Source organism: Nitritalea sp. (assembly GCF_054166705.1).
Window position 1 is genome coordinate 146762 of record NZ_JBSZCV010000015.1, and the last position, 26989, is coordinate 173750.

Annotated in this window: 23 protein-coding genes; 10 read left to right on the forward strand and 13 right to left on the reverse strand. The window is 50.3% G+C overall.

The genetic code is table 11. The features are described 5' to 3' along the window. Window positions 1–39: 39 nt before the first annotated feature. From ACXIT9_RS10560 to porX, 3 genes are read right to left on the reverse strand one after another with little or no spacing between them, the layout of a single operon-like run. A complete protein-coding gene (locus ACXIT9_RS10560) occupies window positions 40–1248 on the reverse strand; it encodes an alanine dehydrogenase (RefSeq protein ID WP_458056194.1) in 1209 nt (402 codons plus the stop codon). An 11-nt stretch (window positions 1249–1259) separates the two neighbouring features. Further along, window positions 1260–1682 (reverse strand): tRNA (adenosine(37)-N6)-threonylcarbamoyltransferase complex ATPase subunit type 1 TsaE, encoded by a 423-nt coding sequence (gene tsaE, locus ACXIT9_RS10565; protein ID WP_458056195.1) that lies wholly within the window; start codon window positions 1680–1682, stop codon window positions 1260–1262. A gap of 10 nt (window positions 1683–1692) precedes the next feature. Next, window positions 1693–3246 (reverse strand): T9SS response regulator signal transducer PorX, encoded by a 1554-nt coding sequence (gene porX / locus ACXIT9_RS10570; protein WP_458056196.1) that lies wholly within the window; start codon window positions 3244–3246, stop codon window positions 1693–1695. A 62-nt stretch (window positions 3247–3308) separates the two neighbouring features. Between porX and ACXIT9_RS10575 the strand changes: the two genes are divergently transcribed. From ACXIT9_RS10575 to ACXIT9_RS10600, 6 genes are read left to right on the forward strand one after another with little or no spacing between them, the layout of a single operon-like run. Then, window positions 3309–4535, forward strand: coding sequence for an HD domain-containing protein (locus tag ACXIT9_RS10575; protein ID WP_458056197.1), 1227 nt, complete (start codon window positions 3309–3311; stop codon window positions 4533–4535). A gap of 16 nt (window positions 4536–4551) precedes the next feature. Further along, window positions 4552–5574, forward strand: coding sequence for a UDP-3-O-(3-hydroxymyristoyl)glucosamine N-acyltransferase (gene lpxD, locus ACXIT9_RS10580; RefSeq protein WP_458056198.1), 1023 nt, complete (start codon window positions 4552–4554; stop codon window positions 5572–5574). A gap of 40 nt (window positions 5575–5614) precedes the next feature. Further along, window positions 5615–7009, forward strand: a complete 1395-nt coding sequence (locus tag ACXIT9_RS10585) for a bifunctional UDP-3-O-[3-hydroxymyristoyl] N-acetylglucosamine deacetylase/3-hydroxyacyl-ACP dehydratase (RefSeq protein WP_458056199.1) — start codon at window positions 5615–5617, stop codon at window positions 7007–7009. Next, window positions 7006–7785: an acyl-ACP--UDP-N-acetylglucosamine O-acyltransferase gene (lpxA, locus tag ACXIT9_RS10590; RefSeq protein WP_458056200.1), complete on the forward strand. Its 780-nt coding sequence runs from the start codon at window positions 7006–7008 to the stop codon at window positions 7783–7785. Before ACXIT9_RS10585 ends, lpxA begins: the two co-directional genes overlap by 4 nt. Before the next feature lie 7 nt (window positions 7786–7792). Beyond that, window positions 7793–8419 (forward strand): ABC transporter ATP-binding protein, encoded by a 627-nt coding sequence (locus tag ACXIT9_RS10595; RefSeq protein WP_458056201.1) that lies wholly within the window; start codon window positions 7793–7795, stop codon window positions 8417–8419. 56 nt (window positions 8420–8475) lie between these two features. Further along, entirely contained in the window at window positions 8476–8946 is a 471-nt protein-coding gene (locus ACXIT9_RS10600) for a hypothetical protein (RefSeq protein WP_458056202.1), read from the forward strand. A gap of 239 nt (window positions 8947–9185) precedes the next feature. Here ACXIT9_RS10600 and ACXIT9_RS10605 read toward each other — a convergent pair whose 3' ends face one another. Then, window positions 9186–11585, reverse strand: a complete 2400-nt coding sequence (locus tag ACXIT9_RS10605) for an endonuclease MutS2 (protein WP_458056203.1) — start codon at window positions 11583–11585, stop codon at window positions 9186–9188. Window positions 11586–11590: 5 nt separating this feature from the next. Further along, entirely contained in the window at window positions 11591–11926 is a 336-nt protein-coding gene (locus ACXIT9_RS10610) for a DUF4296 domain-containing protein (RefSeq protein ID WP_458056204.1), read from the reverse strand. A gap of 104 nt (window positions 11927–12030) precedes the next feature. Here ACXIT9_RS10610 and ACXIT9_RS10615 point away from each other — a divergent pair, with 104 nt between their 5' ends. The 3 genes from ACXIT9_RS10615 to ACXIT9_RS10625 are packed head-to-tail and all read left to right on the forward strand — an operon-like array spanning window position 12031 to window position 14846. Then, window positions 12031–12909: a DUF58 domain-containing protein gene (locus tag ACXIT9_RS10615; RefSeq protein WP_458056205.1), complete on the forward strand. Its 879-nt coding sequence runs from the start codon at window positions 12031–12033 to the stop codon at window positions 12907–12909. Continuing rightward, window positions 12902–13813 carry a hypothetical protein gene (locus ACXIT9_RS10620; protein ID WP_458056206.1) on the forward strand — a complete coding sequence of 304 codons (912 nt, stop codon included), beginning with the start codon at window positions 12902–12904 and terminating at the stop codon, window positions 13811–13813. Before ACXIT9_RS10615 ends, ACXIT9_RS10620 begins: the two co-directional genes overlap by 8 nt. Then, window positions 13800–14846, forward strand: coding sequence for a VWA domain-containing protein (locus ACXIT9_RS10625; RefSeq protein WP_458056207.1), 1047 nt, complete (start codon window positions 13800–13802; stop codon window positions 14844–14846). The genes ACXIT9_RS10620 and ACXIT9_RS10625 overlap by 14 nt, the downstream gene beginning before the upstream one ends. A gap of 72 nt (window positions 14847–14918) precedes the next feature. On the opposite strand, the gene ACXIT9_RS10630 is transcribed toward ACXIT9_RS10625, so the two are convergent. The 4 genes from ACXIT9_RS10630 to ACXIT9_RS10645 form a co-directional block, all read right to left on the reverse strand. Next, a complete protein-coding gene (locus tag ACXIT9_RS10630; RefSeq protein WP_458056208.1) occupies window positions 14919–15599 on the reverse strand; it encodes a hypothetical protein in 681 nt (226 codons plus the stop codon). Window positions 15600–15699: 100 nt separating this feature from the next. Beyond that, window positions 15700–17067, reverse strand: a complete 1368-nt coding sequence (locus ACXIT9_RS10635) for a cystathionine beta-synthase (protein ID WP_458056209.1) — start codon at window positions 17065–17067, stop codon at window positions 15700–15702. 84 nt (window positions 17068–17151) lie between these two features. Next, complete coding sequence (locus tag ACXIT9_RS10640) at window positions 17152–18063, reverse strand: ROK family protein (RefSeq protein WP_458056210.1); 912 nt, start codon at window positions 18061–18063, stop codon at window positions 17152–17154. A gap of 79 nt (window positions 18064–18142) precedes the next feature. Then, entirely contained in the window at window positions 18143–20467 is a 2325-nt protein-coding gene (locus ACXIT9_RS10645; protein WP_458056211.1) for a glucosamine-6-phosphate isomerase, read from the reverse strand. Between the two features lie 215 nt (window positions 20468–20682). Between ACXIT9_RS10645 and ACXIT9_RS10650 the strand changes: the two genes are divergently transcribed. Continuing rightward, complete coding sequence (locus ACXIT9_RS10650) at window positions 20683–21387, forward strand: hypothetical protein (RefSeq protein ID WP_458056212.1); 705 nt, start codon at window positions 20683–20685, stop codon at window positions 21385–21387. 86 nt (window positions 21388–21473) lie between these two features. Here ACXIT9_RS10650 and ACXIT9_RS10655 read toward each other — a convergent pair whose 3' ends face one another. From ACXIT9_RS10655 to ACXIT9_RS10670, 4 genes are all read right to left on the reverse strand, one after another. Continuing rightward, the gene (locus ACXIT9_RS10655) at window positions 21474–22085 is read right to left on the reverse strand and encodes a ribonuclease HII (RefSeq protein ID WP_458056213.1); all 612 of its coding nucleotides are present in this window, start codon (window positions 22083–22085) and stop codon (window positions 21474–21476) included. Beyond that, the gene (locus ACXIT9_RS10660; protein WP_458056214.1) at window positions 22054–24726 is read right to left on the reverse strand and encodes an MGH1-like glycoside hydrolase domain-containing protein; all 2673 of its coding nucleotides are present in this window, start codon (window positions 24724–24726) and stop codon (window positions 22054–22056) included. The genes ACXIT9_RS10655 and ACXIT9_RS10660 overlap by 32 nt, the downstream gene beginning before the upstream one ends. Before the next feature lie 150 nt (window positions 24727–24876). Further along, window positions 24877–25998 (reverse strand): glycosyltransferase family protein, encoded by a 1122-nt coding sequence (locus ACXIT9_RS10665; protein ID WP_458056215.1) that lies wholly within the window; start codon window positions 25996–25998, stop codon window positions 24877–24879. Next, a complete protein-coding gene (locus tag ACXIT9_RS10670) occupies window positions 25995–26888 on the reverse strand; it encodes a UDP-2,3-diacylglucosamine diphosphatase (protein ID WP_458056216.1) in 894 nt (297 codons plus the stop codon). Before ACXIT9_RS10670 ends, ACXIT9_RS10665 begins: the two co-directional genes overlap by 4 nt. Window positions 26889–26989: the final 101 nt, after the last annotated feature.

Below are 26989 nucleotides of genomic sequence, written 5' to 3' on the forward strand. Positions count from 1 at the left end.
GATAAATTGATGTAGGCGTGTGCGCTTGCGGAATGGGACCTAGTACCGAGCCGCTAAAAGGAGTTGGAGTTCCTTATGCGGGATTCCAAAAACGCGCCCCAAGTAGGCATTGGTTAGGCTTCCTCTGTAGGTGTAGATGCCTTTTAGGAACCAGCGGTAGTTGAAAATCATCTCTTCGGCGCCACCTAAATCTTGCATCTGCAGTAAGATGGGGGTGAAAATATTACTCAGGGCGATCGAAGCGGTCTGAGCCACGCGCGAAGGGATATTCGGTACGCCATAGTGCAGAACTTCGTATTTTATGAATGTAGGGTTTAGGTGAGTGGTCAGCTCAGAGGTTTCGATGCAGCCTCCCTGATCGATGCTTACGTCGATGATGACACTACCCGGGCGCATTTCAGCGACCATTTCTTCGGTGACGACCAGTTTATTTCGTCCCTTTTCAGCACGAAGGGCGCCGATGACTACATCTGCTTCTCGTAGTGCTTGTGCCAGCCCCACCGAGTCGATCGTGGAGGTGTACACTTGCTGCCCGAGGAGCTGTTTGATGCGCCGCAGCTTGTACAGTTGATTATCGAAAATTTTAATGGAAGCTCCCAACCCGAGTCCTGTCCGAGCGGCATATTCTGCCACCGTCCCGGCCCCGATGATGACTACTTCGGTGGGGGGCACGCCTGTGATGCCGCCGAGCAAGATGCCCTTACCCGCATGGGCGCTGCTAAGGTAATGTGCTGCGATCTGCATGACGGAGCTACCAGCGATTTCACTCATGGCGCGAACTACCGGCATACCCCCGACCTTATCTTCGAGATGCTCGAAGGAAAGCCCTGTGATGCGTTTTTGATTGAGCGCATGGAAATAGGCACTTTCTTGTTTGCCTACCTGCAAGGCAGAGATCAAGGTAGACCCAGGCTTCATGTGTCCGATTTCTTCCGCTGTGGGGGGCTCTACTTTCAGAACAATTTCCTGCTCCAGCGCTTCTTTCGCACTGTAAACGACGTGAGCGCCAGCTTCTGAGTAGGCGCGGTCGGAAAAGTTAGCATCCGCACCTGCTTTTGTTTCTACGCACACGCGAATGCCGTTAAAGGACAGTAGACGCACGGCTTCAGGAGTGAGGACTACCCGGTTTTCTCCCTCCCCCAGTTCGCGTGGAATTCCTATACACAACTCTTTTCCCTTCTTTTTTACCGCCTGGACTTCTGTCTGCGGAAGTATGCCGATCGTTTTTTCTGAAATCTTTTGCATCATGCGGGTAGCGCTTAAATGTGTGTCGCCTGAACCTTTCGCTCTGAGGCGCTCAAAACCTCTAAATCGATGAGCAAGAAGTGCTCCGGAAGCAGTTCCGGGATGCGCTCAGCCCACTCTATAAAACAGTAAGCACCACTTTCGAGGTACTCGTCCAAACCGATGGCCAAAGCCTCTTCGAAGCCTTCGAGTCGGTAGCAGTCGAAATGGTAGACCGCATCGCCATCCGGTAGGACGTAGGCATTTACTAGGCCGAAAGTGGGGCTTTGGACGGAGCCCGTCACCCCCATCTTAGCTAAAATGGCCTTGATGGTGCTCGTTTTCCCGGCTCCCATGGTACCACGGAAGACCCAAATGCGTTCTGAACCTGCGAAGGCGATGAGCGTTTGCGCTAACTCAGGAAGCTGCTCTAAGGAGGAAATCGTCTCTGTTTTCACTGTGTTCCGCTTACTTCGGCTTAAGATGTACCAAAGGTACAATCATTTCCTCTAAAGACACACCTCCATGCTGAAAAGTATCCTTAAAGTAGTTTACATAGTAGTTATAATTGTTCGGATAGGCGAAAAAATAATCTTCTACCGCGAACACATAGCTGGTGGTCACATTAAAGCGGGGCAGCTTGGCATCCTCGGGGCGCTCTATTTCGAAGACCTTACCACTCTCGAAATTCAAGTTTTTCCCTTGCTTGTAACGCAAATTAGTGGTCACATTCCGGTCACCGATGATTTTGTAAGGCTTATTTACCCGTTTGGTGCCGTGGTCGGTCGTCACGATAAGCTCTGCCCCGGCGTCAGCCACGCGCTTAAAGAGCTCGAAAAGGGAGCTGTGCTCAAACCAGCTTTTCGTCAACGACCGGTAGGCAGACTCATTCGGCGCTAACTCGCGCATCATCTTCATATCTGTGCGCGCATGGGACATCATGTCCACAAAGTTATAGACCAGCGCATTCAGGTCATTATGCAGCAGATTGTTGAAATTATCAAGCACCTGTTTGCCTTGGTTCGCCTGCAGAATTTTATGATAGCTGTACTTCACCGACAGTCGGTGCTTGTGCAGATTCTCCCCGAGAAACTCTTCTTCTTTGTTATTTTTCGCCTCATCAGTATCCTCACCCTCCCAGAGTTCGGGATGAAAGCGTGCCATATCTGAGGGCATCAGGCCGCTGAAGAGCGCGTTCCGCGCAAAGGCCGTGGTCGTAGGCAAAATGCTGTAATAGGAGTCGCGGGATTTAATCGAGAAGTACTGTAGGATAAGGGGTTCTAAAATTTCCCACTGATCCATCCGCAAATTATCGATCACCACCAAAAACAGTGGGCGACCATTTTTCAGGTGGGGAAAAACACGCTCGCGTAGCACGCGGTGGGAGAGGAGGGGCTTGTCCTCGCTGCGTTCCTTCAACCATTCTACATAATTGTTTTTCACGAACTTGGCAAAAGCCGCATTCGCCTCCACCTTCTGGGTGTCGAGCACCTCTTGCATGCTTTTGTTTTCGGTTTTGTCGATTTCCAGCTCCCAGTAGGTGAGTTTTTTATAGATCTCCGTCCATTCCTCGTGGGTATCGGCATCGCTACACGCCATGCTGATATTCATAAAATCCTGCCGATAACTGAGATTGGTTTTCTCCGTGATGAGCTGCTTGTTCTGCAAGATTTTTTTGGCTGACAGCAGGATCTGGTTCGGGTTGATCGGCTTAATCAGGTAATCCGCGATTTTCCCTCCGATGGCATCGTCCATGATATGCTCCTCCTCACTTTTGGTGATCATGACCACAGGCAGCTGCGGGCGCATCAGCTTGACCTGCTGCAGGGTCTCTAATCCGGTCATGCCGGGCATCATTTCATCCAGAAAGACAAGGTCAAATTCTTCTTCCTCCACCTTTTCGATGGCATCCACACCCGAGTTAACAGTCGTGATCTGATAGCCCTTTTGGCTTAAAAAGAGTATATGTGGTTTCAGCAGGTCGATTTCATCGTCTGCCCATAAAATCTTATAGTTTTGCATACTTGTCGTTTTTTCCTTTTAAATTTAGCATTGTTTACACTAAAGGTCTTTACAGCACCCCCTTGAAAAGTCAGAAAATTATCAATGATCCCGTGTATGGCTTCATCACGATCCCCAGTGAGCTGATTTTTACCCTCATTTCACATCCTTACTTCCAAAGGTTACGGCGGATCAAGCAGCTGGGTTTAACTGATTTCGTCTACCCCGGCGCCCTCCATACCCGCTTCCATCATGCCCTAGGTGCCATGCACCTGATGCAGGTCACGTTAGACCACCTGCGGGCCAAAGGCACAGAAATCACGCCAGAAGAGTACGAAGCTGCATTAATCGCGATTTTATTACACGATGTCGGCCACGGCCCCTTTTCCCACGCCCTAGAATTTAGCATCTTACAGGGCATTACCCATGAAGAACTTTCCCTGATGATCATGGAAGAGCTGAATGCCGTGCATAATGGGCAGCTCAGTCTGGCTATCCGGATGTTCACCGATCAGTACGAGCGGCGCTTTTTTCATCAGCTCGTTTCCAGTCAGCTTGACATCGACCGCCTCGACTATCTGCAGCGCGACTGTTATTTTACGGGCGTCTCCGAAGGCACTATCGGTGCCGACCGCATCATCAAGATGATGGCTATCGTAGACGATCAAGTGGTGGTGGAGGAAAAGGGGATTTACAGCATCGAGAATTTTCTTTCCGCACGTCGGTTGATGTACTGGCAGGTATACCTGCATAAGACCACGGTGAGCGCGGAGAAAATGCTAATAAATCTGGTCCGTCGCGCACAGCATCTCGGGATGGAAGGGACTGCAGTTCCGGCCACGGATGCACTCGCTGTTTTTTTATCAAAACCTGCTCGTCTTCAAGATTTTAGATCTGACCCTTCGCTCTTGAAATCTTTTCTTTCGCTGGACGACTACGACATTTGGGCGGGCGTGAAAACTTGGAAGGACAGTGAAGACCCAGTCCTGCAGGCCATCTCCCGGATGCTTTTGGAACGTAACTTGTTTAAGGTCACTTTATCGAGTCAGTCCTTTTCTGTGGAGGAGCTGGAAGCCCTGCGGGCCAAAACCAAAAGGCGCTGCGGCCTAAGTGAGGAGCACGTAGACTACTTCTTTACCCATGGCTCCATCAGTAACTTCGCCTATGTCGCTAAGGAGCGGATTTTAATCCAAACCAAAAAAGGGGAAATCATCGATGTGGCACAGGCGGCAGACCTGCCCAACATCAAGGCCATGAGTAAAATCGTGAAAAAATATTATGCCTGTAAAGCGAAAAGCCTAAATTTGTGAGCATAAAATAGGAGGAATGGAGTTTAGTTTAGAGCAAGTTGCACAGTTATTAAATGGCAGCGTAGAGGGCGACGGGAGCCTTCTGGTTTCGCGTTTGGATAAAATTCAGGAAGGAAAGCCTGGAGGCATCAGCTTTTTAGCGAACGAAAAGTATGTCCCTTATCTCTATGAAACAGAGGCCACGGCGGTGATCGTGTCGGAGGACTTTGCGCCACAGCGCAAAGTAAATACGGTGCTCATCCGCGTAAAAAATGCCTATACTGCTTTTACAGACTTACTTACTGCCTATGAGCAGCTCAACCAGCAGGAGCTAATGGGGGTGGAAGAACCCAGCTACTGTGGAGCAGGTACCCAGGTGGGAGAGGGGGTTTACCGCGCGGCATTTTCCTACATCGGTCGTAACTGTATCATCGGTGATGGCGTGAAAATTTATCCGCATGCCTACATCGGCGATGGGGTGAAAATCGGCGCTGGAACGATTATTCGTGCTGGAGCTAAACTTTGTAAGGACGTGGTCGTCGGCGAACACTGTGACATCCATGAAGGAGCGGTGATCGGTTCCGACGGTTTTGGCTTCGCGCCACAGGAGGATGGCTCTTATAAGGCCATTCCACAGATCGGTCAGGTGATTTTAGGGAACCATGTCCGCATCGGGGCAAATACGACCGTGGACAGAGCCACCATGGGTGCCACACGGGTAGAGGAGGGAGCTAAAATCGATAATCTCGTGCAGCTGGCCCATAATGTGGTGATCGGGGCTCATACTGTGGTGGCGGCTCAGGCAGGAGTTTCGGGATCCACCACACTGGGTAAAAACTGCGTCATCGCGGGACAGGCGGGTATCGTGGGGCACCTCAAGCTAGCCGATCGCACGACGGTGGGGGCGGGTACGGGTATTTCTAAGTCGGTAAACCAGCCGGGTACTACGCTTTTCGGATATATGGGAATGGAGTTAAAGGCTTTCTTAAAGGCTTACGCGATCTTTAAAAAACTACCTGAACTCCAAGAGAAGGTAAAAGAACTGGAAAAAAAGGCTTAAATTTGCCGATCTAAAAAAATTCGCAAGGAAAATAGTACCGATGAAGGTAAAACAACATACGATAAAGAAGCAAGTAACCGTGTCTGGCGTGGGACTACACACAGGTGTAATCTCTAACATGACCTTTTTACCTGCTCCTCCTAACCATGGCTTTAAGTTTCAGCGTGTGGACTTAGAAGGCATGCCGACAATCGATGCGGACGTCGATAATGTGGTGGATGTCTCCCGCGGGACTACTTTAGAACAAAGCGGCGCTCGTGTGTACACTGTGGAGCATGTGCTGGCAGCCCTGGTAGGTTTAGAAATCGATAATGTGTTGATCCAGCTAGACGGCCCTGAGCCACCGATCTTGGATGGTTCCTCCATTCAGTTTATCGAGGTGCTGGAGGCTTCTGGTTTTGAGGAGCAAAACGCGCTAAGACGCTTTTTTGAGGTGCCGGAAAGCATATCTTACCGAGATCCTGCTCGGGAGGTGGAGATGGCGGCTTTGCCACTTGATGATTATCGGGTAACGGTGATGGTGGATTATAATTCACCGGTGCTGGGTAGTCAGCATGCTAGCATCACCGATATTTCGCAGTTTAAGCATGAAATCGCCTCCTGCAGGACATTTTGCTTTTTGCATGAGCTCGAGATGCTTTACAATCAGAATTTGATCAAAGGGGGGGACCTGAATAATGCCATCGTGGTAGTAGACCGCGTAGTGGAAGAGGAGGAGCTGGCCCATCTGGCGAAAATGTTCAACAAAGACCGCGTAGAGGTTCGAAAAGAAGGCATTTTAAACAATGTGAAGCTGCGCTTCAAAAATGAGCCAGCGCGGCATAAGCTGTTAGATGTGGTAGGGGATTTGGCTCTCGTGGGACGCCCCTTGAAAGCCCAAATTTTGGCCGCTAGGCCAGGGCATGCTGCGAATGTGGCTTTCGCCAAAAAGTTGAAGCGGGCGATGGAAAAATTAGGCCCCAGCCATATTCCCCATTATGATCCTAAGCTTCCACCGGTCATGGATATCAATCAGATCAGTAATATTTTACCGCATCGTTACCCGTTTCAGCTGTTGGATAAGATCATATATCTAGATAGCACTGTGGTGGCAGGGGTGAAAAATGTAACCATAAACGAACCGTTTTTTATGGGGCATTTTCCGGATAATCCGGTGATGCCCGGTGTGCTTCAAGTAGAAGCGATGGCGCAGACGGGAGGCATCTTGGTGCTCAGCACGGTAGATGACCCGGAAAACTACTGGACCTATTTTTTAGGGATAGAGAGCTGCAAGTTCCGAAAGATGGTGCTCCCAGGGGACACATTAGTGTTCAAGTGTGAGCTTTTAGCACCTATCCGAAGAGGTATCGCCAAAATGAAAGGGGAGGCCTATGTCGGAAATACCCTAGTTTGTGAAGCTGTGATGACAGCCAGTATCGTAAAAAAAGAAGCATGATTAGTCCCCTCTCCGTCATTCACCCAGAAGCGAAACTCGAGGAAGGAGTCACTGTAGATCCTTTCACGATGATTCATGAAGATGTAGAAATCGGTGCTGGTACCTGGATCGGCTCCAATGTGACCATCTATCCGGGAGCAAGAATCGGTAACAATTGTAAAATTTTCCCGGGAGCTGTTATCGCAGCCGTGCCCCAAGATCTTAAGTTCCAAGGGGAGTCGTCTACTGTGATGATAGGAGACCATACCACGATCCGAGAGTGTGTGACGATAAGTCGGGGGACACTGGATCGACAGACGACACGCGTAGGCAAACACTGTCTGCTGATGGCATATGTCCATATCGCTCATGACTGTGTCGTGGGGGATCATGTCATTATCGCCAATAGTGTGCAAGTGGCTGGGCATGTCGTCATCGATGACTGGGCGGTCATCGGCGGCAGCTCAGCGATTCATCAGTTTGTGAAAATCGGGATGCACTGCATGATTTCAGGTGGTTCACTGGTTCGAAAGGATGTGCCTCCCTTTACGAAAGCAGCCCGAGAGCCGCTCAGCTATGCGGGCGTGAATAGCTTGGGACTTAGAAGAAGAGGGTTCGACTCGGAAACGATCGCCCTCATCCAAGAGGTGTATCGCTACTTATTTTTAAATAGCATGAACAACTCGAAAGCCCTCGAGGAAATCGAAATCAATCTCCCCGCTACCCGCGAGCGTGATGAGATCGTCAACTTTATCCGTTCCTCCGAGCGCGGGGTGATGAAGGGATATATCCAATAAGACCGGTATGCAGGTAGAGGGGATTCGGGTAGACCAGCTGTCGAAAAGATACCGCTACGAATGGATTTTTAGGGGGGTGTCGCTGCAGATTTTAGCAGGTGAGAAAGTGGTCATTACCGGGAGTAATGGTTCCGGAAAATCCACCCTGCTGAAAGTACTTTCGGGTATTTTGCCGCAAACAGATGGACACCTATACTATCGATTTAGCGGAAAGGAAATCGAGGTAGAAGAGGTGTATCGCTACCTGAGCTTTGTGGCCCCCTACATGGAGCTCCCCGAAGAACTAACCGTGCGGGAATTGATTCATTTTCACTTTCAGTTTAAGCAGCTGCTTCCCGGTCTACAGGAAGAGGAGGTGCTGTCCATCACCTACCTGGAGACGCATGGGGATAAGCTGGTGAGTGAGCTCTCCTCAGGTATGAAGCAGCGCCTAAAATTAGCTTTAGCACTTTTTTCCGATGTGCCACTCCTGCTTTTGGACGAGCCTACGTCCAACTTGGATATGCAGGGTGTGGACTGGTACCTCGAGTTGATCGCCCGTTATGCAAACGATCGCATTGTTATTGTGTGCAGTAATGACCCTCGGGAATATGGGTTTTGCACAAAAAATATTGCGATAAGTGCATATAAATAGCCATAATTTTTTGATTCCATAAAGAAAGCGAGTATTTTACGCCATAATTTACACGTATGAAAAAGCTTTATTTTATTTTACTCCTTTTCGTATGGGCTGCCTGCGGCTCCGATGATGGAGCGCCCAGTCTAAGCCCGGAACAAGAAGCTACGCAGCGCCTAGCGAATGCCAATACCGCCACGTGGGAGGTGTCTTTGGTAACGCGAAACAGCCAGCAGGAGACCCAGTTTTATCAGGATATGTCGGTGACATTTACCACAGAAAAAGGGTTTACCAGCGCTAACGCGAATGACTTATTCCCTGCCTCTACAAACTTTAGTTTTCCTGACGAAGAAAACCTCGGCAGAATAGTCCTCGGGGGTAATCGACCTGCTTCCGGAGTGCCGATCACGTTTACCCGAAATGCAAATACCCTGCGACTAGAGTTTACGGTGAGTGCTGTGGGAGCGGATCAAGAGAGCGTTCCGGTGAGCCGCATCGAGGCCATCGGCGGATCCTACGTCCTCCAGTTTACCCTTCGTCAGTAAGCTCCATAGCCGGCTTTTGCCTAGCATGTACTTTTTTTTATAAAGCAGCAGGAAAGTAGGTGGGGCTGGCAGGAGTGCATACGGATGTAGGCGTCAAAGGCCATTTTCTTTTGTCCGAATAAAAACAAAAAAACACTCCCAAAAAGAGTTACCTTTCTGGGAGTGCTTTCATTTCATTAGGCGGCTTTTCGCGGCAGCTGATAGGCTAAGCAGTTTGGTTCCCTCCATAAGCGTGTCACTCAGTCTTTTAAGGTGACTAGCGTAACCCCCGAACCTCCTCTGTCTGCATGCTCATCCTCTGCTTTCCGCACGGCGGGCATGTGCTGAAGGACATTGCGCGTTACCTGGCGCAAGATGCCATCTCCTTTGCCATGCACGATGCGCAGGTTTTTGATGCCAAGCATATTTCCTTCATCCACGAAATTTTGGACTACGCTGAGGATTTCTTCCCCTCGGCGTCCCCGAATGTCTAGGTTAGGTGAAAAATTCAGCATCTTATCCGTGGCATAAGAAGCATGTCTGCTGCTGCTGCGCTTTTCACGCTTGGCCTCACCGGCGCTGATGCGTTCGAGCCGCTTCAGCTTCACCAGGGACTTGAGCTCCCCGATGCTGATTTCAGCTTCTTTGGCCGATAGGCCCAGCACCTCTGCGATGGCCCCATTATCTTTTAGCCGCACCGTGTCCCCGACCTGAATACTACCTTCCAGCACCACTACCGGCTCGGGTGTCACTTTTTTAGGTCGGTCCTTAACGGTGGGGCGAACCTCCTGCTTAAGCATTTCCAGTTCCTCACGTATCGCCTTAGTACGTTCCTTATCGGCTTGCTTTTCACGAATTTCCTTTATGCTAAGCTCGATCTTGCGGTTCACGTCCACGAGCAGCTTGGCCGCCTCAGCTTTGGCCTCGGCCAAATATTTTTTCTTATTTTCCTCCAGATCTGCTGCCAGCTTTTCATAGCGGCTGAGTTCCTGCTGCAGCTGACGCTCTCGCTGCTTCTGTTCCTGTGTGCTGCGCCGTAAGGCCTGCTGTTCGTTTTCTAACTTGGTCAGCATACGGTCATAACGCACACGGTCTTCCCCGATATGCGTTTTGGCATAGCTCAAGATTTCCGTGTCTATGCCGATTTTCTGGGCGATTTCCAGCGCGAAGGAGCTGCCCGGCTTGCCGATTTCCAACTCATACCGAGGTTCGAGACGCTCCACATCGTAGCGCATGGCACCATTAACGAGCCCCTGTGTCTTGGCGGCCACTTGCTTCAGGTTGCCATAATGCGTGGTGATGACCCCATAAGCGCCTGATTTGGCCAGGTGTAGTAGGATCCCCTCCGCGATAGCTCCTCCGAAAAGAGGCTCTGTTCCTGTTCCGAACTCATCGATAAACAATACCGTCTTTTTGTGTGCAAAACGCGTGAAATGCTTCATGCTCATCAGGTGTGAGCTGTAGGTGCTGAGGTCATTTTCGATGTTTTGTTCATCCCCGATATCGATAAAAAACTGATCGAAAAGGGTGCAGGTGCTGTCTGGATCCATGGGGACCAGCAGGCCACACTGCAGCATATACTGCACGAGTGCTGTCGTCTTCAGGGTAACGGATTTACCCCCAGCGTTCGGCCCGGAAATGACCAGCAGGCGGTGGTTATGGTCCAGCTTCATCTGCAGGGGTACGATGCTCTTTTCTTGCTGGCGCAAAGCCAACTCTAGGATCGGGTGCCGTGCATTTCGCCAGTCCAGTATGCGCTGCTTCTCTAAATGGGGCTTCACCGCCCCGATTTGCCGGGCAAATTTGGCCTTGGCCCGAATAAAATCCAGCATACCTAAAAAGTGATAGGCCTTTCTAAGTACGGGGATCAGCGGCCGCACGCGATCTGTGAGCTGGGTGAGCAGCTTGCGAATCTCCCGCTTTTCCATGTAGGCGAGGTCCTGCAGCTCATTGTTGATGTCCAGCACCTCGGCGGGCTCTAAGAAGACCGTTTGGCCGGTGGCCGACTCATCATGTATGAAGCCTTTAATCTTCCGCTTATTTTCGGCTAAGACGGGAATGACCATCCGTCCCCCTCGTATGGTTACGGCTGCATCCTCAGGGGTGAAGCCACGGCCTTTTGCCTCCTTAAAGATGCGGTCGAGTACCTTTCGCAGGCGATTTTCCTCGTAAAGAATTTGGCTGCGAATCAGGGAAAGCTCGCGGCTGGCATTGTTGCGCACCTTGCCCTTCTCATCGATGATGCGGTCGATGGCCTTATACAAGCTGTCGTCCAGCTCCACAAAGCCCGTCAGCTTGGTCAGCTCGGGATATTCCTCTCCATGCTTGGCGAAAAACCGTACACAGCCGTCCAGGGTATGGAGGGAGGCTTTCAGCGCATGAAATTCATCCTCATAGAGAAAAGTGCCTTCCAGGCGTGCCTTGTCCAGGTAGGGATGCACGTTCGTGAAGTGCGCACTTGGAAAGGCTTCCCCCGAAGTTAAAATTTGGACAAATTCATGCGTCTGCTCCAGAAAACGGCTGACTTGTTCATAGTCTTTCGAAAACTGCACTTTATCGACGAAGTCTGTTCCCAGGCTCGAGGTGCACTGCGCCTTAATCAGCGCTTTTACTTTATCAAAGTTTATTTTTTCTTCCAGATTCTCCGGATATAACTTCATGTAAATCAGGGGTTACGTAACTTTTCTTTTACGTTTAAGGAATCGATCGTACGCTCGTACATCCGATTAATTTTACGTAGATCTGTCATGTAATACAACAGGCTTTCATGGAAAACAGAATCGGGGATTTGATGTTTTCGGAAAACTTCATTTTCCAAATAGGGGTACAGCACGCGCGCCGAATCGAAGGCGATCGGAAAGGTGCTGGTCATGCCTTCGGCCAAATGCAGGTCGATGAGGAGCTCCACCATTTTCTCTTCATCCAAAATCCCCTCCGGAAGATCAGGCTCCGAACAGGCACCTAGGCCCAGAAGAAGTAATGCGAGTAAGAATCTTTTCACGGCTTAAAATTAGTTAATTCCAAGTAAAATCGGGCAAGCTTCCTGTCAAAGCAGTTTTTTTATTCCCATTAGAGCTGTAAATTAGCCTGCTTAATCTGAAATCCATGAATCAACTCCTCAAAAAGCTACGCAAGTATGAGATCATGATCCGAAAAGTGGCGAATAATCACCTGCAAGGGGACTATCGCTCTATCTTCAAGGGTGCGGGCTTGGAATTCGATGACCTCCGTCCTTACCAATATGGAGACGACGTACGGACCATTGAGTGGAAAGTTTCCGCGAAAGGACATGGTACCTTCGTGAAGACCTTTAAAGAGGATAAAGATCAAGCCGTCTATTTCTTGCTTGATGTTTCTGCTTCTCAGGAAATCGGCGAGCTAGGAAAAAAGAAAATGGACAAGGGACGCGAGGTAGCCGGTGTCCTCACACTGGCCGCTATCGTCGATGGCTCCCAGGTAGGATTAATCAGCTATTCAGACGAAAAGGAAGTGATTATCCTCCCCGGAAAAGGACCCAAGCAGGGGGTGAAAGTAGTGAAAGGGATCTTCCAGCCCTCCCAAAAGTCGAAAAAAACCGATCTGACAGGGCTTTTTACCTTTGCCCTCAACCTAATAAAAAAGCGCAGCATCCTGATTATTATCTCAGATTTTATCGATGAAGGCTACGAAAATCGCTTAAAAGCTTTAGCGGAAAAGCATGATGTAATCGTGATCCAACTGGTAGACCCACGGGAGTCACGCCTACCTTCTTTGGGGATTATCCCGCTGCAAGACCGGGAGTCGGGCTCCATTACCTGGGTGAATACCGCCTTCGGAGCTTTCTCTAAGCGCATCGCAGATACCTTCACGACCGATCGTGAAAAGCTGCGCGAAGTATGTAAAAAAAATCAAATCAATTACCTGCAGTTGAACAGCCGCGATGACATCGTTCTTCCGCTCATCGACCTGTTTAAGAGCAGAAATAAATCCATGAAACGTGGTTAAACGCTTAATCGCCTTATTCCTTTACGGTACGCTAGGCCTCTTTTCGGTATCGGCATACAGCCAAACTGCTGAAGTGTGGGGCTATTTTAAGGAAGACTCCCTAAAAATCGGGCAGCCTGCGCATTTTGTTTTGAAAGCTCGGTATCCGGAGCAGCTGAATGTGGTTTTTCCTGATAGCGCCTATAACTATGCCCCTTTCGTGCTCTTAGGGCGCCAAACCTTTCCAAGCTACACAGAAGATGGGCTGACAGTTGACTCTGTCGTCTACCGCATCACACACTTCGAGATGGATAGTGTACTCAGCTTGGCTCTGCCCATTTTCGCGCTACAGGAGTTTGATAGCCTGGTGTATGAGGCGGAAATTCCCTTTCCTATCGCCACACAATTTGTGCTTCGCGAACTCCCCGAGTCTTTGGACCTACTATCGCTTGATGCCTATCAGGATGTGCCGAAAGGCTTTAATAGCTTGCTTTGGGGAATTTTAGGACTCGTATTTCTTACCGTACTGGCAGGTCTCTTGTATGTATATGGTGATCGGCTGCGCCAAAGGTGGCGTGTCTACCTGGAAAAAAGACGCTACAAGCGCTTTAAGACCAAGTGGCAGCAGACGGAACAAGCCTTCCTGGATGCCCCTACCATGGAAAAGGCAGACGAGCTCTTGGGCTTATGGCGTGCTTATATGCAGCACCTCAACCAAAAGCCTTTCCGCGAGTGGACAGCTTCTGAAATCGCTGACTTTATGGAGAATAAGGAGCTGCTGAAGGAATTCCGCGCTATCGAAGCGATCATCTATGCAGGAGCCGCTGCCTCCGCAGATAGTGCACGCGCCTGCCAAGAATTAAAAGCCATCTGCGAAGAAACCTTTGCCCAAAAAATAGCTGCTCGTACGCATGAAAGTAAATAGCCTGTCTGACTTTTTCTCCTTTTTCTGGTTTGCTCCAGACACCTTTCGATCCTATGAGTGGGAAAACCTGTGGGCATTGCATTTGCTTTGGGCCGTGCCCCTCCTCCTGCTGATTCGCAAGTTTATAAAGCTCTTAAAAAATCCGGTACTCGACCTGTCTATTCCTGGGAAGAAAACGATCCAAAATCTATGGACCTACCTGCGCCTGGTGCCCACATATTTCTATCTGTTGAGCATGATTTTACTTACCGTGGCGCTAGCACGTCCGCAAAAGACAAATGAGCGCGTGGAGCAGTACACGGAGGGCATCGATATCATGTTGGTGCTGGATATTTCGGAGTCCATGGACTTGCAGGATTTTACCCCGAATCGCTTGGAGGTGGTAAAAACGGTGGCCAAGGATTTTATCCGTGGGCGGGTAGGGGATCGCATAGGTATCGTGGTCTTCGCTGGGGAGGCCTTTTCGCTGGCGCCACTGACGACTGATTATGAGCTGCTCACTGACTTGATTAATGACATCACGTTTAACATGATGGATGCCAAGGGGACGGCGATCGGTTCCGCTATCGCCGCGGGTGCGAACCGGATGAAGGAAGATATGGAAAACTCCCGCGTGATGGTGCTGCTGAGCGATGGAGAAAATAATGCCGGTAATGTGGACCCGATCTATGCGGCGCAGCTCGCCTCCGCTTTGGATATTAAAATTCATACCATTGCGGTAGGAAAAGACGGTATGGTGCCCTACGGGCAAGATTTTTTTGGCCGACCACAGATGATCGAAAGCTATTTAGATGAAACCACACTCCGCGATATTGCGGATATAGGCGGGGGGCAGTTCTTCCGCGCCACGGAAAACGATGCCCTTGACCGTATTTTCGATCAGATCGACGCCTTGGAAAAATCTGAAATCATCGAGTCCCGGTACAAGGAAACGGTGGATTTTTATCGCGTGTACTTGTTTTGGGGTTTGATCAGCTTTTTTATCTGGCTGGGCCTTAAAAACACATTTTTAAACAACTTCCTGATGGACTAAATGCATATAGGTCTGGCGGCAAAACCCACAAGCTTTTTGCCGCTAGGCAAAATCCTATGTCCTTATCTCTGCCTAAGCAGGAGGGTCTTCCTTTTCTTCCGAAACTGTGTTCACCTCCTCTTCTAGTGCATACTGACCGATCTGCTCATAAAATAGGAAGTAATAAAAATAGAAGCTCAGAGGCAGGGTTAGTGCCAACCCAAGACCTACTGTGACAAAAGAGGCAACTAAATTCAGTGCATAGACGCTGAGCCCGATCAGTAAAAAGTGCAACCAGCGCTTATGGATGAGCTGTACGCTTAGGATGAGCGAGCGAAGGGGGTCCAGCCCGAAAAATAGGGCGATCAAGCTACCATAGCTAAAGGCCACCAGCAGATAAATGCCGGGCAGAACCAAAAGAAGGGCTCCGACAAGTGTAGCGGCCTGTCCGATCAGCCAGACCGAGACGGCGGGGTACATAAAGCGAAAGCCTTGATAGAAGTCCGTATACACGATGTGCTCCCCTTGGTGTTTTTTGTTGGCCACCAGATAGAAGCCAAAGCACAGAGGGGGCAGGACCAGCACACTGAAAATAAGGTATACGGCAGGGTACTCGAGGGCCAGTAGCAGGAGAGCCGCCACGATGCCCATGCCATAGACGAAACTCATCCAGGCATTCTCCTTAAACAATTTCCAGGCGCGCTGCCAGGCTAGCGCGTGGTCTGGTGCTTGTTCAGCGGCTTGTAAGGCTTTTTTGATCGTTTGCTCTTCCATAGGAAAACGGTTCACCCTCGTCACTTCCTAACGCAAGAAGGAGTCACGAGGGTGCTGGTTTTGGAAATTTTATCAAATTATCTGTTCCTGTGTATGCTGCTTAACGCGTCATCGCTTCCAAGAGATCATGCTTGGTGATGATATGCACCTGGTTCTGGGTGTCCCGCACCAAAACGGCCTTTTCCTTATCGACCATAGAGCTCAGCACGTCCAGGGTGCTGTCCAGGGCCACAAACTTCATGGAGGGCTCCATCACTGCTTCTACCGTTTGCTCGCGTAATTCTGGATTTTCGATGATACGCGAAAGTAGCTTGCTGTCTGTGATCGAACCGACCACCTGCTGGGCGTCGAGCACAGGAATCTGAGAGACGCTGCTGGAATGCATCAGTTGAATCGCCTCCCGAACTGTCGTGTCTTTCGTGACGGCATGCAAGGTAAAGCTTCCATTTCTAGCGGCCAATATGTCCCGTGCGGTTGCGAACTGCTTATCTTCCAGAAAGCCATGGTTACGCATCCAGTCATCGTTATACACTTTGCCGAGGTAGCGCGTGCCGTGGTCGGGAAGGATGATGACCATGCGATCCCCTTCTTTCAGGTTTTGACGGGCGTATTCAAGGGCGCCGTGTACGGCTGCCCCGCAGGACCAGCCGATGAAGAGACCTTCTTCGCGGCTCAGTCGACGCGTCATGACGGCTGCATCCTTATCGGTGACTTTAATGAAATGATCGATCAGGTCGAAGTCAACATTTTTCGGTAGGATGTCTTCGCCGATACCTTCTGTGAGGTAAGGGTAGACTTCGTTTTCATCGAAAACCCCTGTCTCCTTATATTTTTTAAATACGGAACCATAGGTGTCGATGCCTACGGTGACGATAGCGGGGTTTTGCTCCTTTAGATAGCGTGCTGTGCCGCACATAGATCCTCCTGTCCCTACGCCAGCGGCATAATGGGTGATTTTTCCTTCTGAATCCTTCCAGATTTCCGGGCCTGTCGTTTCATAGTGCGCCTGGGCATTGGAGAGGTTGTCGTACTGATTCGGGTAGAAGGAGTTCGGGATGTCGGCGTTCAGCTTTCGTGCTACGGAGTAGTAGGAGCGTGGGTCTTCGGGGCTGACATTGGTAGGGCAGACGATAACTTCTGCGCCCACAGCACGTAGGATGTCGATTTTTTCTTTGGACTGTTTATCGGCCATGGTGAAGATACAGCGGTAGCCTTTGGCGATAGCCGCCAGCGCCAGCCCCATGCCAGTGTTTCCACTCGTTCCTTCGATGATCGTGCCGCCCGGTTTTAGGATGCCGGCCTTTTCCGCATCTTCCACCATCTTGATGGCCATGCGGTCTTTCATGGAGTTTCCGGGGTTAAAATATTCTACTTTCACCAGAATCTCTCCGGGAATGCCGGCATTGACCTTGTTTAAGCGGACTAGCGGTGTGTTGCCGATCGTCTCGATGATGGAATTATAAATCATAATAGCGTCCAGTTTTAAAGCAGCAAGTTACTAAATATTTTACTGGGGCTAAAAGATACGGGGTAGAAAATACATTTCGACGCTTTAGGGCCTTAGTGAGCGAAGAATCTTAGGTGTGGAGGGCTGCTGTGCGGATGGCCTTTGCGCCTGCGCAAACAAAAGAGCCGCACCGAGCGCGCCACTTTCCGGGAGGGAGGCCTTTCGGATCTGGGTACTTTTACGCAGCAAGGCATAGGGATGCTGCTGAAAGGCCTCCTGAAGGGCGCTTTCGAAGAGGGGAAAGGCCTGGCTGATGGTTCCACTGAAGACGATGCAGTCGGGGGCTAAAATAGAGGCCACCGTTCGAGCCAGTGCACCGAGGTGCTGACCGAAAAGGGTCCATAGGCCTAATGCCCGAATATCTCCTGCCTGAGCAGCCTGGAAGCAGGCCTCTGGACTGCCTTGATATTCACGGTAGAAAAAAACGGAAGAGCAGTAGCTTTCGTAAGTGCCTGCTAGATAGGGTACGCTGCACCACTCTCCCGCCGCCGAAAACTGCCCGCGGATAAGTTGGTCCTGGATGACGATGCCTCCTCCTAATCCAGTTCCCAAGGATAGGGTCACACTGCTGGCACTCCCCTGAGCAGCACCAGAGACATGTTCTGCATAGGCATGGGCATTCGCATCATTTTCTAGAGTAACGGGCAAGTGAAAGGCTTCCTCGAGACGCTGGCAGAGGGGATAATCTTCCAGTCCAGGCAGACTATTTACCTGGAGGACACGTCCACGCTGCACATCGATAAGCCCAGGGCTAGCCAGTCCGATGCCCGCCAGCGTGTTTTGCTCCTGATAGTCTCGGATAAGGTCATGCAGAAAATCCAGAAAATCCTCTCCACTCGCAGCAGCAGGCGTGGGCAAACGCTGAAGCCGCTGTAGTTTACCGTTCTGATACAAGGCCGCTTTTACATTCGTTCCCCCGATATCGATGCCTAAAATAGGAAGTGCCGTTCGCTTCATGAGAAAAGAACAGCAGCGCCTCGACGCTGCTGCAGGTTGAATAGGTGAGAAGTTGATTTAATTGGAGTCATTGCAAAACTTACAAAAGTCCTTCCATCGTTTTTTCTAAGGCGCGGGCATGGGCTAAAAAGGTCGGCACATCCATATCCTTAAAGAAAATCAAGCCATGGCTAGCCCGCACTTGGGCGGTTTCGTGCAGGTAAAAATAATTTTTACCCAAGAGGAGCTGCATGTCACTCAACTGGTTGACCCAGGTGCGCTTCGCGATGGTGCTGAACTTGCCATTATGGGCATAGCTCGGAAAGGAAGCATGGACCTGACTGAGGTAACAGTTGGCGAAGCTATCTTCCATCACCGACATGTCTCCGAGGGAAACGGGTACGATCACATCACTTTCGTCGGCCTGGAACTGGAACCAGACATTGCGGTAGCCGATGATGCGCAGATCACTGCAGTCGTGCTCCTTACTCCACTGACGCACAGCTTCCGCGGTGGCCTGAAGTACTTTGTAGTGGGTGTCAGGGCCTGAACCCTCTGGGTCTAAGGTCAAAGAAATTTTTGTTGGTTTCACCTGACGGAAAAGCGCTACTATCGGCTCCACATCCCGCTGCCGCTCGGGCTGCTCCGTGAAAATATCCCCCGTATAAAAGCCAAGCCGTAAATGGTGGACCTGCTTTACTTGCACGCCGAAATGCGCCCATACGAGTTCCTCCTCAAATTCCCGGATCATGCCTTTTAGCTTCTGAATTTTGGGCGGGTTTTTCTCTCCGTCATAGGAGTTGCGCAGCACTGTGATCACTTCATTTATGGTCTCACGTAATTTCTGGCGATCCGGAATAGTGAAAATACTTACCAGGGCACGTACCACGCGGTGGCACAAGCCACGCAAGCGCTGACTCTGCCGCTCCGAGGCTACATTCGTGAGGTAATGGTAGACGTCCTTATCTGTTTTCAACTTATACCCACTGCGGAAAAAGTCTTCGTATTTGACCATTTGAATCTGCTCCTCATCGAGTAAGCGCTTGGTTTCGATGAGCGTATCGATCACGAATCGATTTGTCACGGCAGTAAAGCCAGAGGTCAGCACAGCGAAATGCGCATCGTTACTGCGTTCATTCAGCTGGTTTGTGATATGGGGTAAAATCCCTAAAGAAATGTCATCATGATGCGGCCCGGTATGGAGGAGCACCTGATTGGTTTCTTTTTCGATGCCTTTATTTAGCTTTTCGATCATCCGGGCACTCACCTGTGGGATCGTTTCCTCGGAAAGGTCTGGAATGAGTCGGGCGTAGGGGTCTTGCTTCAGTTCGTCTAAGGTAATGCGATGGCCGTATTTGCCTAATTTTTTACACAGGTCCATAACCGCGCGGTCTGTTTTCGCCTCGCTCCATGGGCCTGTGGAATAGTAGCGGTCCACCTCGTCACGTAGCTTGCAAGCTGCCCCTTTGGTCAGATAAAAGCGACTGTTAGGAAGCACCTGCAAGACAGTGGCAGGATAACGATTCGATAGCGGCTGCTCCAAGCTTTCTTTTATAATGCCCGCCTTCGCCTCACCCGCCGCGATAATGATCGCTACAGCCTCCGGTTTATAGGTGATCGTTTCTAAGCCGATTGTGATGACAAGTCGATTTGCCGATACCTCGATACCGCCTAGGTCGCCCGCCGCCACAGCCTGCGTCTCAAAATTCGTTTCTGTCAGGCGCGTCACACTGTAGCGGTGCGAACCTCTCGTGTTAAAGGCGATATGTCCATCCGGTCCGATGCCCCCTAAGAAAAAGCCGATTCCACCCATGGCACGAACCTTCTCCTCGTAGGCACCACACCACTGATCGATCAGGTAGATGGATTCCTGCTGCAGGACCTCCTGTTCGTTTTGCGCTTCCCGGAAGCGCAAAGAAAGATCCACCCGTAAGTCCGGAAAAACCTCTGAAAAATGCTTGCCCCCTGCCAGTGGTATTTCGTCACAATTGATTAAAAGCGCATTCTCCCGCTTCAGACCGAATCCTTTGAGGTAATACTCCTCCACATAATGGTGGAAGCTATTCTTCTGGCGTGCACTGATAGGGAAAAACTCGTCGATCTGCACAAAACGCAAACCGGATAGAACAGGTTTAGCTACCTTTTCTAAGCCATTTTCCTTGCGAATCGCAACACCCTTCGGGCTCTCCCACTCGCGGAGTAAAAACTGCGTCCATTTTATGAAATATTCCGGAGTCTTGCCCGTGGGGAGGCTGATGACCCCCTCCGGATTTAATGAAACCCACTCTAAAAACCGACATGCGGTGAGAAGTCCCAGCTTGGGGAAATTATCAACTAACACATAGGGGACTTGGGTGCTGATGCTGGGGCTGCCTGCTTGCTTGTAAAAGGCCTGCTCCACAGGGGTGAATGTCTGCGTCGTCATAAGCGATGGTTTATGAGAAAGTAAATTTACAAAAAAAATTTAATTACGAAGCAAACTTAATGTAAAAAATGAATAAAGACTGTTTGTAATTTACCCTCTTCTGGTTTGAAAGGGTGTTACGCTCATGCATTAAAAAATTCAATTTTATCTGTTAAAAAGTATTATCATAGATAGCTGGCATAAGAATTGATAGTTTAATACAAACATTATTTCATATGCGTCACCCGATATTTCTTTTGCTTGCGTTTTTCGTCGTTCCCGAGGCTTTCGGACAAAAATTTGACTGGAGTGAAAAAGTCAACAGGCGCTGGGTTTCCGTGGCTGCGGGGCCATCGTTTATGTATGCCACCACGGGAGGTAATTTCAGTAACGTCGAGGTCGCCCTCCAGCCTGCTTTTAGCCTTGGTTTCGAGCAAGAGCTTAATCGGCATTTTTCTGTGCAGGCCACCACGGGGGTACAGTTTCTTAGGAGCTTGCCTTTTAGTGCGCAGTCAGAAACTCGCCTAGCGAACTGGGCGGAGGCAGAACAGCCTTTTCAAGTGAATGGGCAGGCACTCTTTATCGATGTGGCGCCACGCGTTCACCTTTTTTCACGCTCCCCTTTTTATGGGGGCAATCGCTTTAATGTGTATGCAGCTGCCGGCGTGGGGGGAATGGTCGTAAATCGCCTCGTTCAGATCCAACAAGGGGAAAGCCTGATGGAGAACACGCTTCAACGACGCGAAACGAGTGTACACGTTTACTTTCCTATCCGCATGGGGGCGCACTACCGGCTGACAGACAAAGATCGTATCGGCTTGGAAGGAAGTCTTTTCCTTACGCTATCAGACGCCCTCGATGGAAATATGTCCACGAATCGTTTTCGTAACATGCTCGGACAGTTCCAAGTCGTCTATAAGCGACAGCTTTTCTTCGAGTAGGTGGTAGCTGTTCCTAAGCGCTCTAAGCAGCAGGGTACCTGAGCGCTTCTGCTTGGTTTTCCTTTGCGGCGCGCCGCAAAGAACACCTAGGGCGAAAAGGGCAGGGGTAGCGTGTCTGCTAGCTGCCGGAAACTTTTGCGATGATGCGGACTGAGCCCATGTGCAAGGATGCCAGCTCGGTGGGCCTTAGTCGGATATCCTGCATTTTTTTCCCACTGGTAAGCGGGAAATTCCTTGGCCAGTTTTTCCATCAGGACATCCCGATACACCTTAGCTAGGATAGAGGCGGCGGCGATGCTCTGAAACTTTCCATCTCCTTTCACGATGCAGCTAAAGGGAATGTCAAGCTGGCTTCGAAAGCGATTGCCGTCGATAAGTAAAAAGTCTGGAGCCTGTGCTAGGCCCTCCACAGCGCGCTCCATGGCTAAAAAAGAGGCATTTAGAATATTCATTTTATCGATTTCTTCGACCTCCGCTTGAGCGATATGCCAAGCGAGCGCTTTTTCTTGGATGTAGGCGGCCAGTGCGGGGCGGGCGGCCTTAGGCACTTTTTTCGAGTCGTTTAAGAGCGGATGGTAGAAGTCCGCAGGCAAGATAACCGCAGCAGCCACTACCGGCCCTGCCAGACATCCCCTGCCCACTTCATCACAACCTGCCTCTAAACGCTTAGCTTCTAAATAAGGTAGGAGCTGGTTCATTCGTGTACCGTTCTTCTTTATAATACTTATAGATGAGTTCGGATACCAAGCCCGTCCAACCTGTCTGATGGGAAGCCCCCATACCGCGGCCATTATCTCCATGGAAATACTCGAAGAAAAGCACGTAGTCTTTAAAATGGGGATCCGTGTTCAACTTCTCATAGGGGCCATTTACGGGTCTTTTGCCGGAGGCATCGGGTAAAAATAGCTGGATCAAGCGCATGGAGAGCTCCTTGGCGATAAGGTCCATCGTAAAGAAATTTCCACTACCGGTAGGGTACTCGATCGAAAATTCACCACCATAGTAGAAATCAAACTTCTTTAGTGACTCGATGATCAGGTAATTAATCGGAAACCATATCGGCCCTCTCCAGTTCGAGTTACCGCCAAACATAAGCGTATCCGACTCGCCAGGCACATATTTTACGGTCGTAACCGTGCCATTTAGCCGCATCGAGTAGGGGTTTTTCTCATGGTCTTTCGACATGGAGCGAATCCCAAAAGGGGAGAGGAACTCCTCCGGATCGAGCATTTTATGCAAGATGCTTTTCATGCGGTGGCCCCGTAGCAGGGAAAACAGACGCCGTTTTTCATTGCCCGGCTGAATCCAAGAGGAGACCAGCGCGGCTAACTTCGGTTTTTCTTTCATGAAGAAATCCATCCGTTTTTTAAATTCTGGCAGCCCTTCGAACATTTCTTCCCGGATCGGCTCCACCGCAAAAAGCGGGATGATGCCCACGATCGATTTGAGTTTCATAACCTTCGGTTCCTTACCGGGCAAGTGAAAGACATCAAAGAAGAAGTTTTCCTCATCGTCCCACATACTGATGTTCTCCCCAGAAAGGTTATTCATCGCACCAGCGATGTAGAGGAAATGTTCCAGAAATTTCGTCGCTGTATGCTGGTATACTTTATTGAACTCGCAGAGGTCGAGGGAGATACGGAGCATATTCAAACAAAACATCGCCATCCAAGAGGTAGCATCCGCCTGTTCCAGTTTTCCCAGGTATTTTGCGGCATGGCTTCTGTCGATCACCGAAATGTTATCCAGCCCGAGGAAGCCCCCTTCAAAAATGTTTTTGCCGTCCCCATCTTTTTGGTTGACCCACCAGGTAAAGTTCAGCATCAATTTATGAAAAGCGCGCTCTAAAAACTCAAAATCTCCCTTACCACCATTGGCTTTCTTGTCGATTTGGTACACGCGCGAAACCCCTAGCGCATGCACGGGCGGGTTCACATCCGAGAAATTCCATTCATAGGCGGGGATTTGGCCATTCGGGTGCATGTACCACTCGTTTAGGAGTAGCAGGAGCTGATCTTTCGCAAATTCCGGGTCGATGCGTGCGATCGGAATGCAATGAAACGCCAGGTCCCAAGCCGCATACCAAGGGTATTCCCACTTGTCCGGCATGGAGATGATGTCGTAATTTTGGAGATGCGTCCACTCATGGTTCCTTCCTTTCTTTCGCTGCTTCGGAGGCTGGTAGCGGCCGGGATCTCCTTCGAGCCAGCGCTCTACATTATAATAGTAAAACTGCTTGGACCACATCATCCCCGCGAAGGCTTGGCGCTGGATATTACGATGTTCAGGTTCTGTAACCCGTGCTTGAAAAGCACCATAGAATTCGTCGGCTTCTTTTTTGCGCTGGCGCAAAATACCTTCTGCTTCTTCTAGGGCCTGTGCGTGATCGAGATGGCTCATGCGCAGGTACACGCTGCGGTACTCACCTGCAGGAATCTCTAATCGATAGATGGCCGCTGCTTTCGTGCCTCTGTGGGCGGGATTCAAGTGAGCAGTTTCACCCCTTACTACATAGTCATTGATCGCGTCTTTTAAGTATTTTTTCTCATTCGGGATCCTGTAAAGTCGTTCCCGATTCGTTTCATTATCACAAAACTGGAGCTCCGGCGCATCGCTGAAGTTAAAATAAAAATTGCCACTTTTCGGCGAGAAAGCCAGCAGCTGGTGGTCGGACTTTTTCGTCAGCGAGGGCATAAAAGGCTCATGACCTGTAAACCAGGTTTTGCGAAACCAAATCGTCGGCATCACCACGATAGACGCCGCCTCGGGGCCGCGATTATGCACGGTCGCCTTCAGGACGATATCCTCCACGTCCTGCTTGGCATACTCCAGTTCGATATCGAAATAGCGATCCTCATCGAAGACGCCCGTGTCCAGCAGCTCGTACTCGGGATGCTCTTTCGTTCTTCTTCGGTTTTCTTCGATTAGGTTTTGATAGGGAAAAGCCTGCTGGGGGTACTTGTACAGCATCTTCATGTAGCTGTGCGTAGGGGTGGAATCCAGGTAGTAATACAGCTCCTTCACATCCTCGCCATGGTTGCCCTGGGGGCCTGTTAGGCCAAAGAGTCTTTCTTTAATAAAGGGATCCTGACCATTCCAAAAAGCCCAGGCGACGCAGAGCTTTTGTTTATGATCGGAAATCCCTCCGATGCCTTCCTCTCCCCAGCGGTAGGCTTTGCTGCGGGCATCGTCATGGGTAACATTATCCCATGCCGCACCATTCGGGCTGTAATCTTCGCGAACTGTGCCCCACTGACGTTCTGTCAGATAAGGACCCCATTTTTTCCAGTGCTTTTTTTTCGCTTTATCCTCTTCCAGTCTTGCCTTTTCCGTACTCATGCTTTGTGGGCCTAAATTGAACCTTGAATTTACAAGATAATCACCTACGAAAGCGTGATTTTAGAGGATGAGTTTCGTTTTTCCCGCTATTTATTTTTCGAAATCGTTTGCATAGCCTCTCAGGGGAGTTGGGAGAAAATCCCGATCACCTCATTTCTCCTGAAATTCAGCGCTTTTTGTTTCGGTAAATCCCTTGGGCCTAGCTGCTTCGTGAAACGTATTCTGCCACATTTTTTCTGCTTCCCCTTGGCTTGGGTAGCGGACGGACGAAAGCACATCGTCCGTGTCTGCCAGTAAGGCTTTCGGATGAAATTCCGCTACCACATGCGCGAGTTGCAGCAGCGCGAGCTCCTCGGCATTACAGTGCTGCTCATACTGCCCAGCCACAGGAAGTACTGCCACAGGTTTCCCCAGGTACAAGGCCTCACAAATCGACTCAAAACCTGCCGTACTTAAAAAGGCTTTGGCGCCAGCCAACTGTGCTAAAAAATGCTGCCCATCCAAGGGATAAAAGCAGAGGTTCGGGGCTGCCTGGAAGGGCTCAGGATGCTCAGGATGGTCCCAAAAGGCACGCAACTGCCATTCCGGATGGGCAACTGCCACCTGTTTTAGCTCTTCAGCATAGCCATAGTTCACAGCATAGGCCAGCAGGTAATCCCCTGCCGTAGGTTGCAGTGCATACACTTCAGGGCGCAGGAGGGGCGGCATCAGCAGCGCCCGGCCTTCTTGTCGCCGTTCCCCGGCATAATGCAAAACCAACAGGCGCTCGGCACCTCGAGCCGTCCATGCACTCAGTGCGCGAAAAAGGGCACGTGCGATGCGCTGTCCTTTCGGTGCAGGGAAATCGGGCAGCAGGCAGGTGTATTGATGCCCGATGCACCAGTAGCGGGCGGACTGCGGATAGAGCAAGCGATAAAGCGGAGGCAGCAGATCGTAAAAATTCAAGATAATGTCTGGCTTTGCTTCGTCCAGATAGCGGTGTAAAACGCGTAGGCTGTGGACGAACTGGGGTAAGCGCAGCAGGTTTTCCCACAGCGTACGACCATAGGAGATGCCCCGCGCCCCGCGCTGAAGCGCAAAGTTCGGGCTGGCGAAGCGCAGGACCGGCTTTCGGAACCCGGCCTGCACGTAAGCGGGCAGCTGACGCCGGCGGCTTTGTCCGATCAGGACGGCACAGATCTCCCAGCCAGCAGCCTCTAAAATGGGAGCTAGGGCCAGTGCTTGCGAAAGGTGTCCGCGCCCCTCCCCCTGGATGATAAAGGCGATTTTCATGGATTCGTTCTTCTAGACCCGGAGCCATGCGGGGGTAAAAAAGCACTGAAGGCCACGGTTTTGAAGTCTTCGGGCCAAGGCGCAACCTTAAGGGAAGGGGTTGCCGTCTGCGCATCGCCACTCTCCTCTGCGCCACTTGTGGACCTTTGGCCCCCGGCCTCATGGTAGTAGATGACCTGCCAGTTACCGGCTTCATCCTCAGCCAGCGCACTCATAGTTTCCACCCAGTCGCCCGAGTTGAGATAGTGAATTCCATCGATCATGCGGTTTTCAGCCTTATGAATATGGCCACAGATGATGCCATCACAGCCTTTAGCCCGTGCCATCTTCGCTAGCTCCTGTTCGAAATCATCGATATAGCTGACGGCCGACTTCACCCGCGCCTTTACGTATTGGCTGAGCGAAAAATAGGGAAGCCCGCGCCGCCGTCGGTGGTAGTTGAGCCATTTATTTAACCACAGCAAAAAGGTATATCCCTGGTCCCCGAGATAGGCGATCCAGCGAAACTGGCTGGTGACACTATCGAACACATCGCCATGGGTGATCCAGTATTTTTTATCGGCACTCGTGTAGAGCAGGTCTTTTTGGATGTGCAGGTTCCCGATCTGCAGGGGTAAAATTTGATCTAAAAAATCATCGTGGTTGCCGCGGAGATAAAAGACCTTGGTGTTATCCTGCTCGATCATTTTTAACATTCGCGTAAAAAAGCGTGTATGCTTACGGTGCCATTTTCCGGATTTTTTCAACTGCCAGCCATCGATGATGTCGCCATTTAAAATCAGCGTCTCACAGGTGTGCAGTTTCAGAAAGCGGCCCAGTTCCTTGGCTTTAGAGCCAGAAGTGCCCAGGTGCAGGTCAGAAATGATAAGAGTCTTGTAATGTGTTTTCACGCGGCTTGCAGTGTTAAAGGATTCTTGACTTTTCACTAATTTCCTGCTTTTCAGTGGCCATAGAAAACAAAAGGGATGAAGTTATTGAGAAGTTTTTCTTT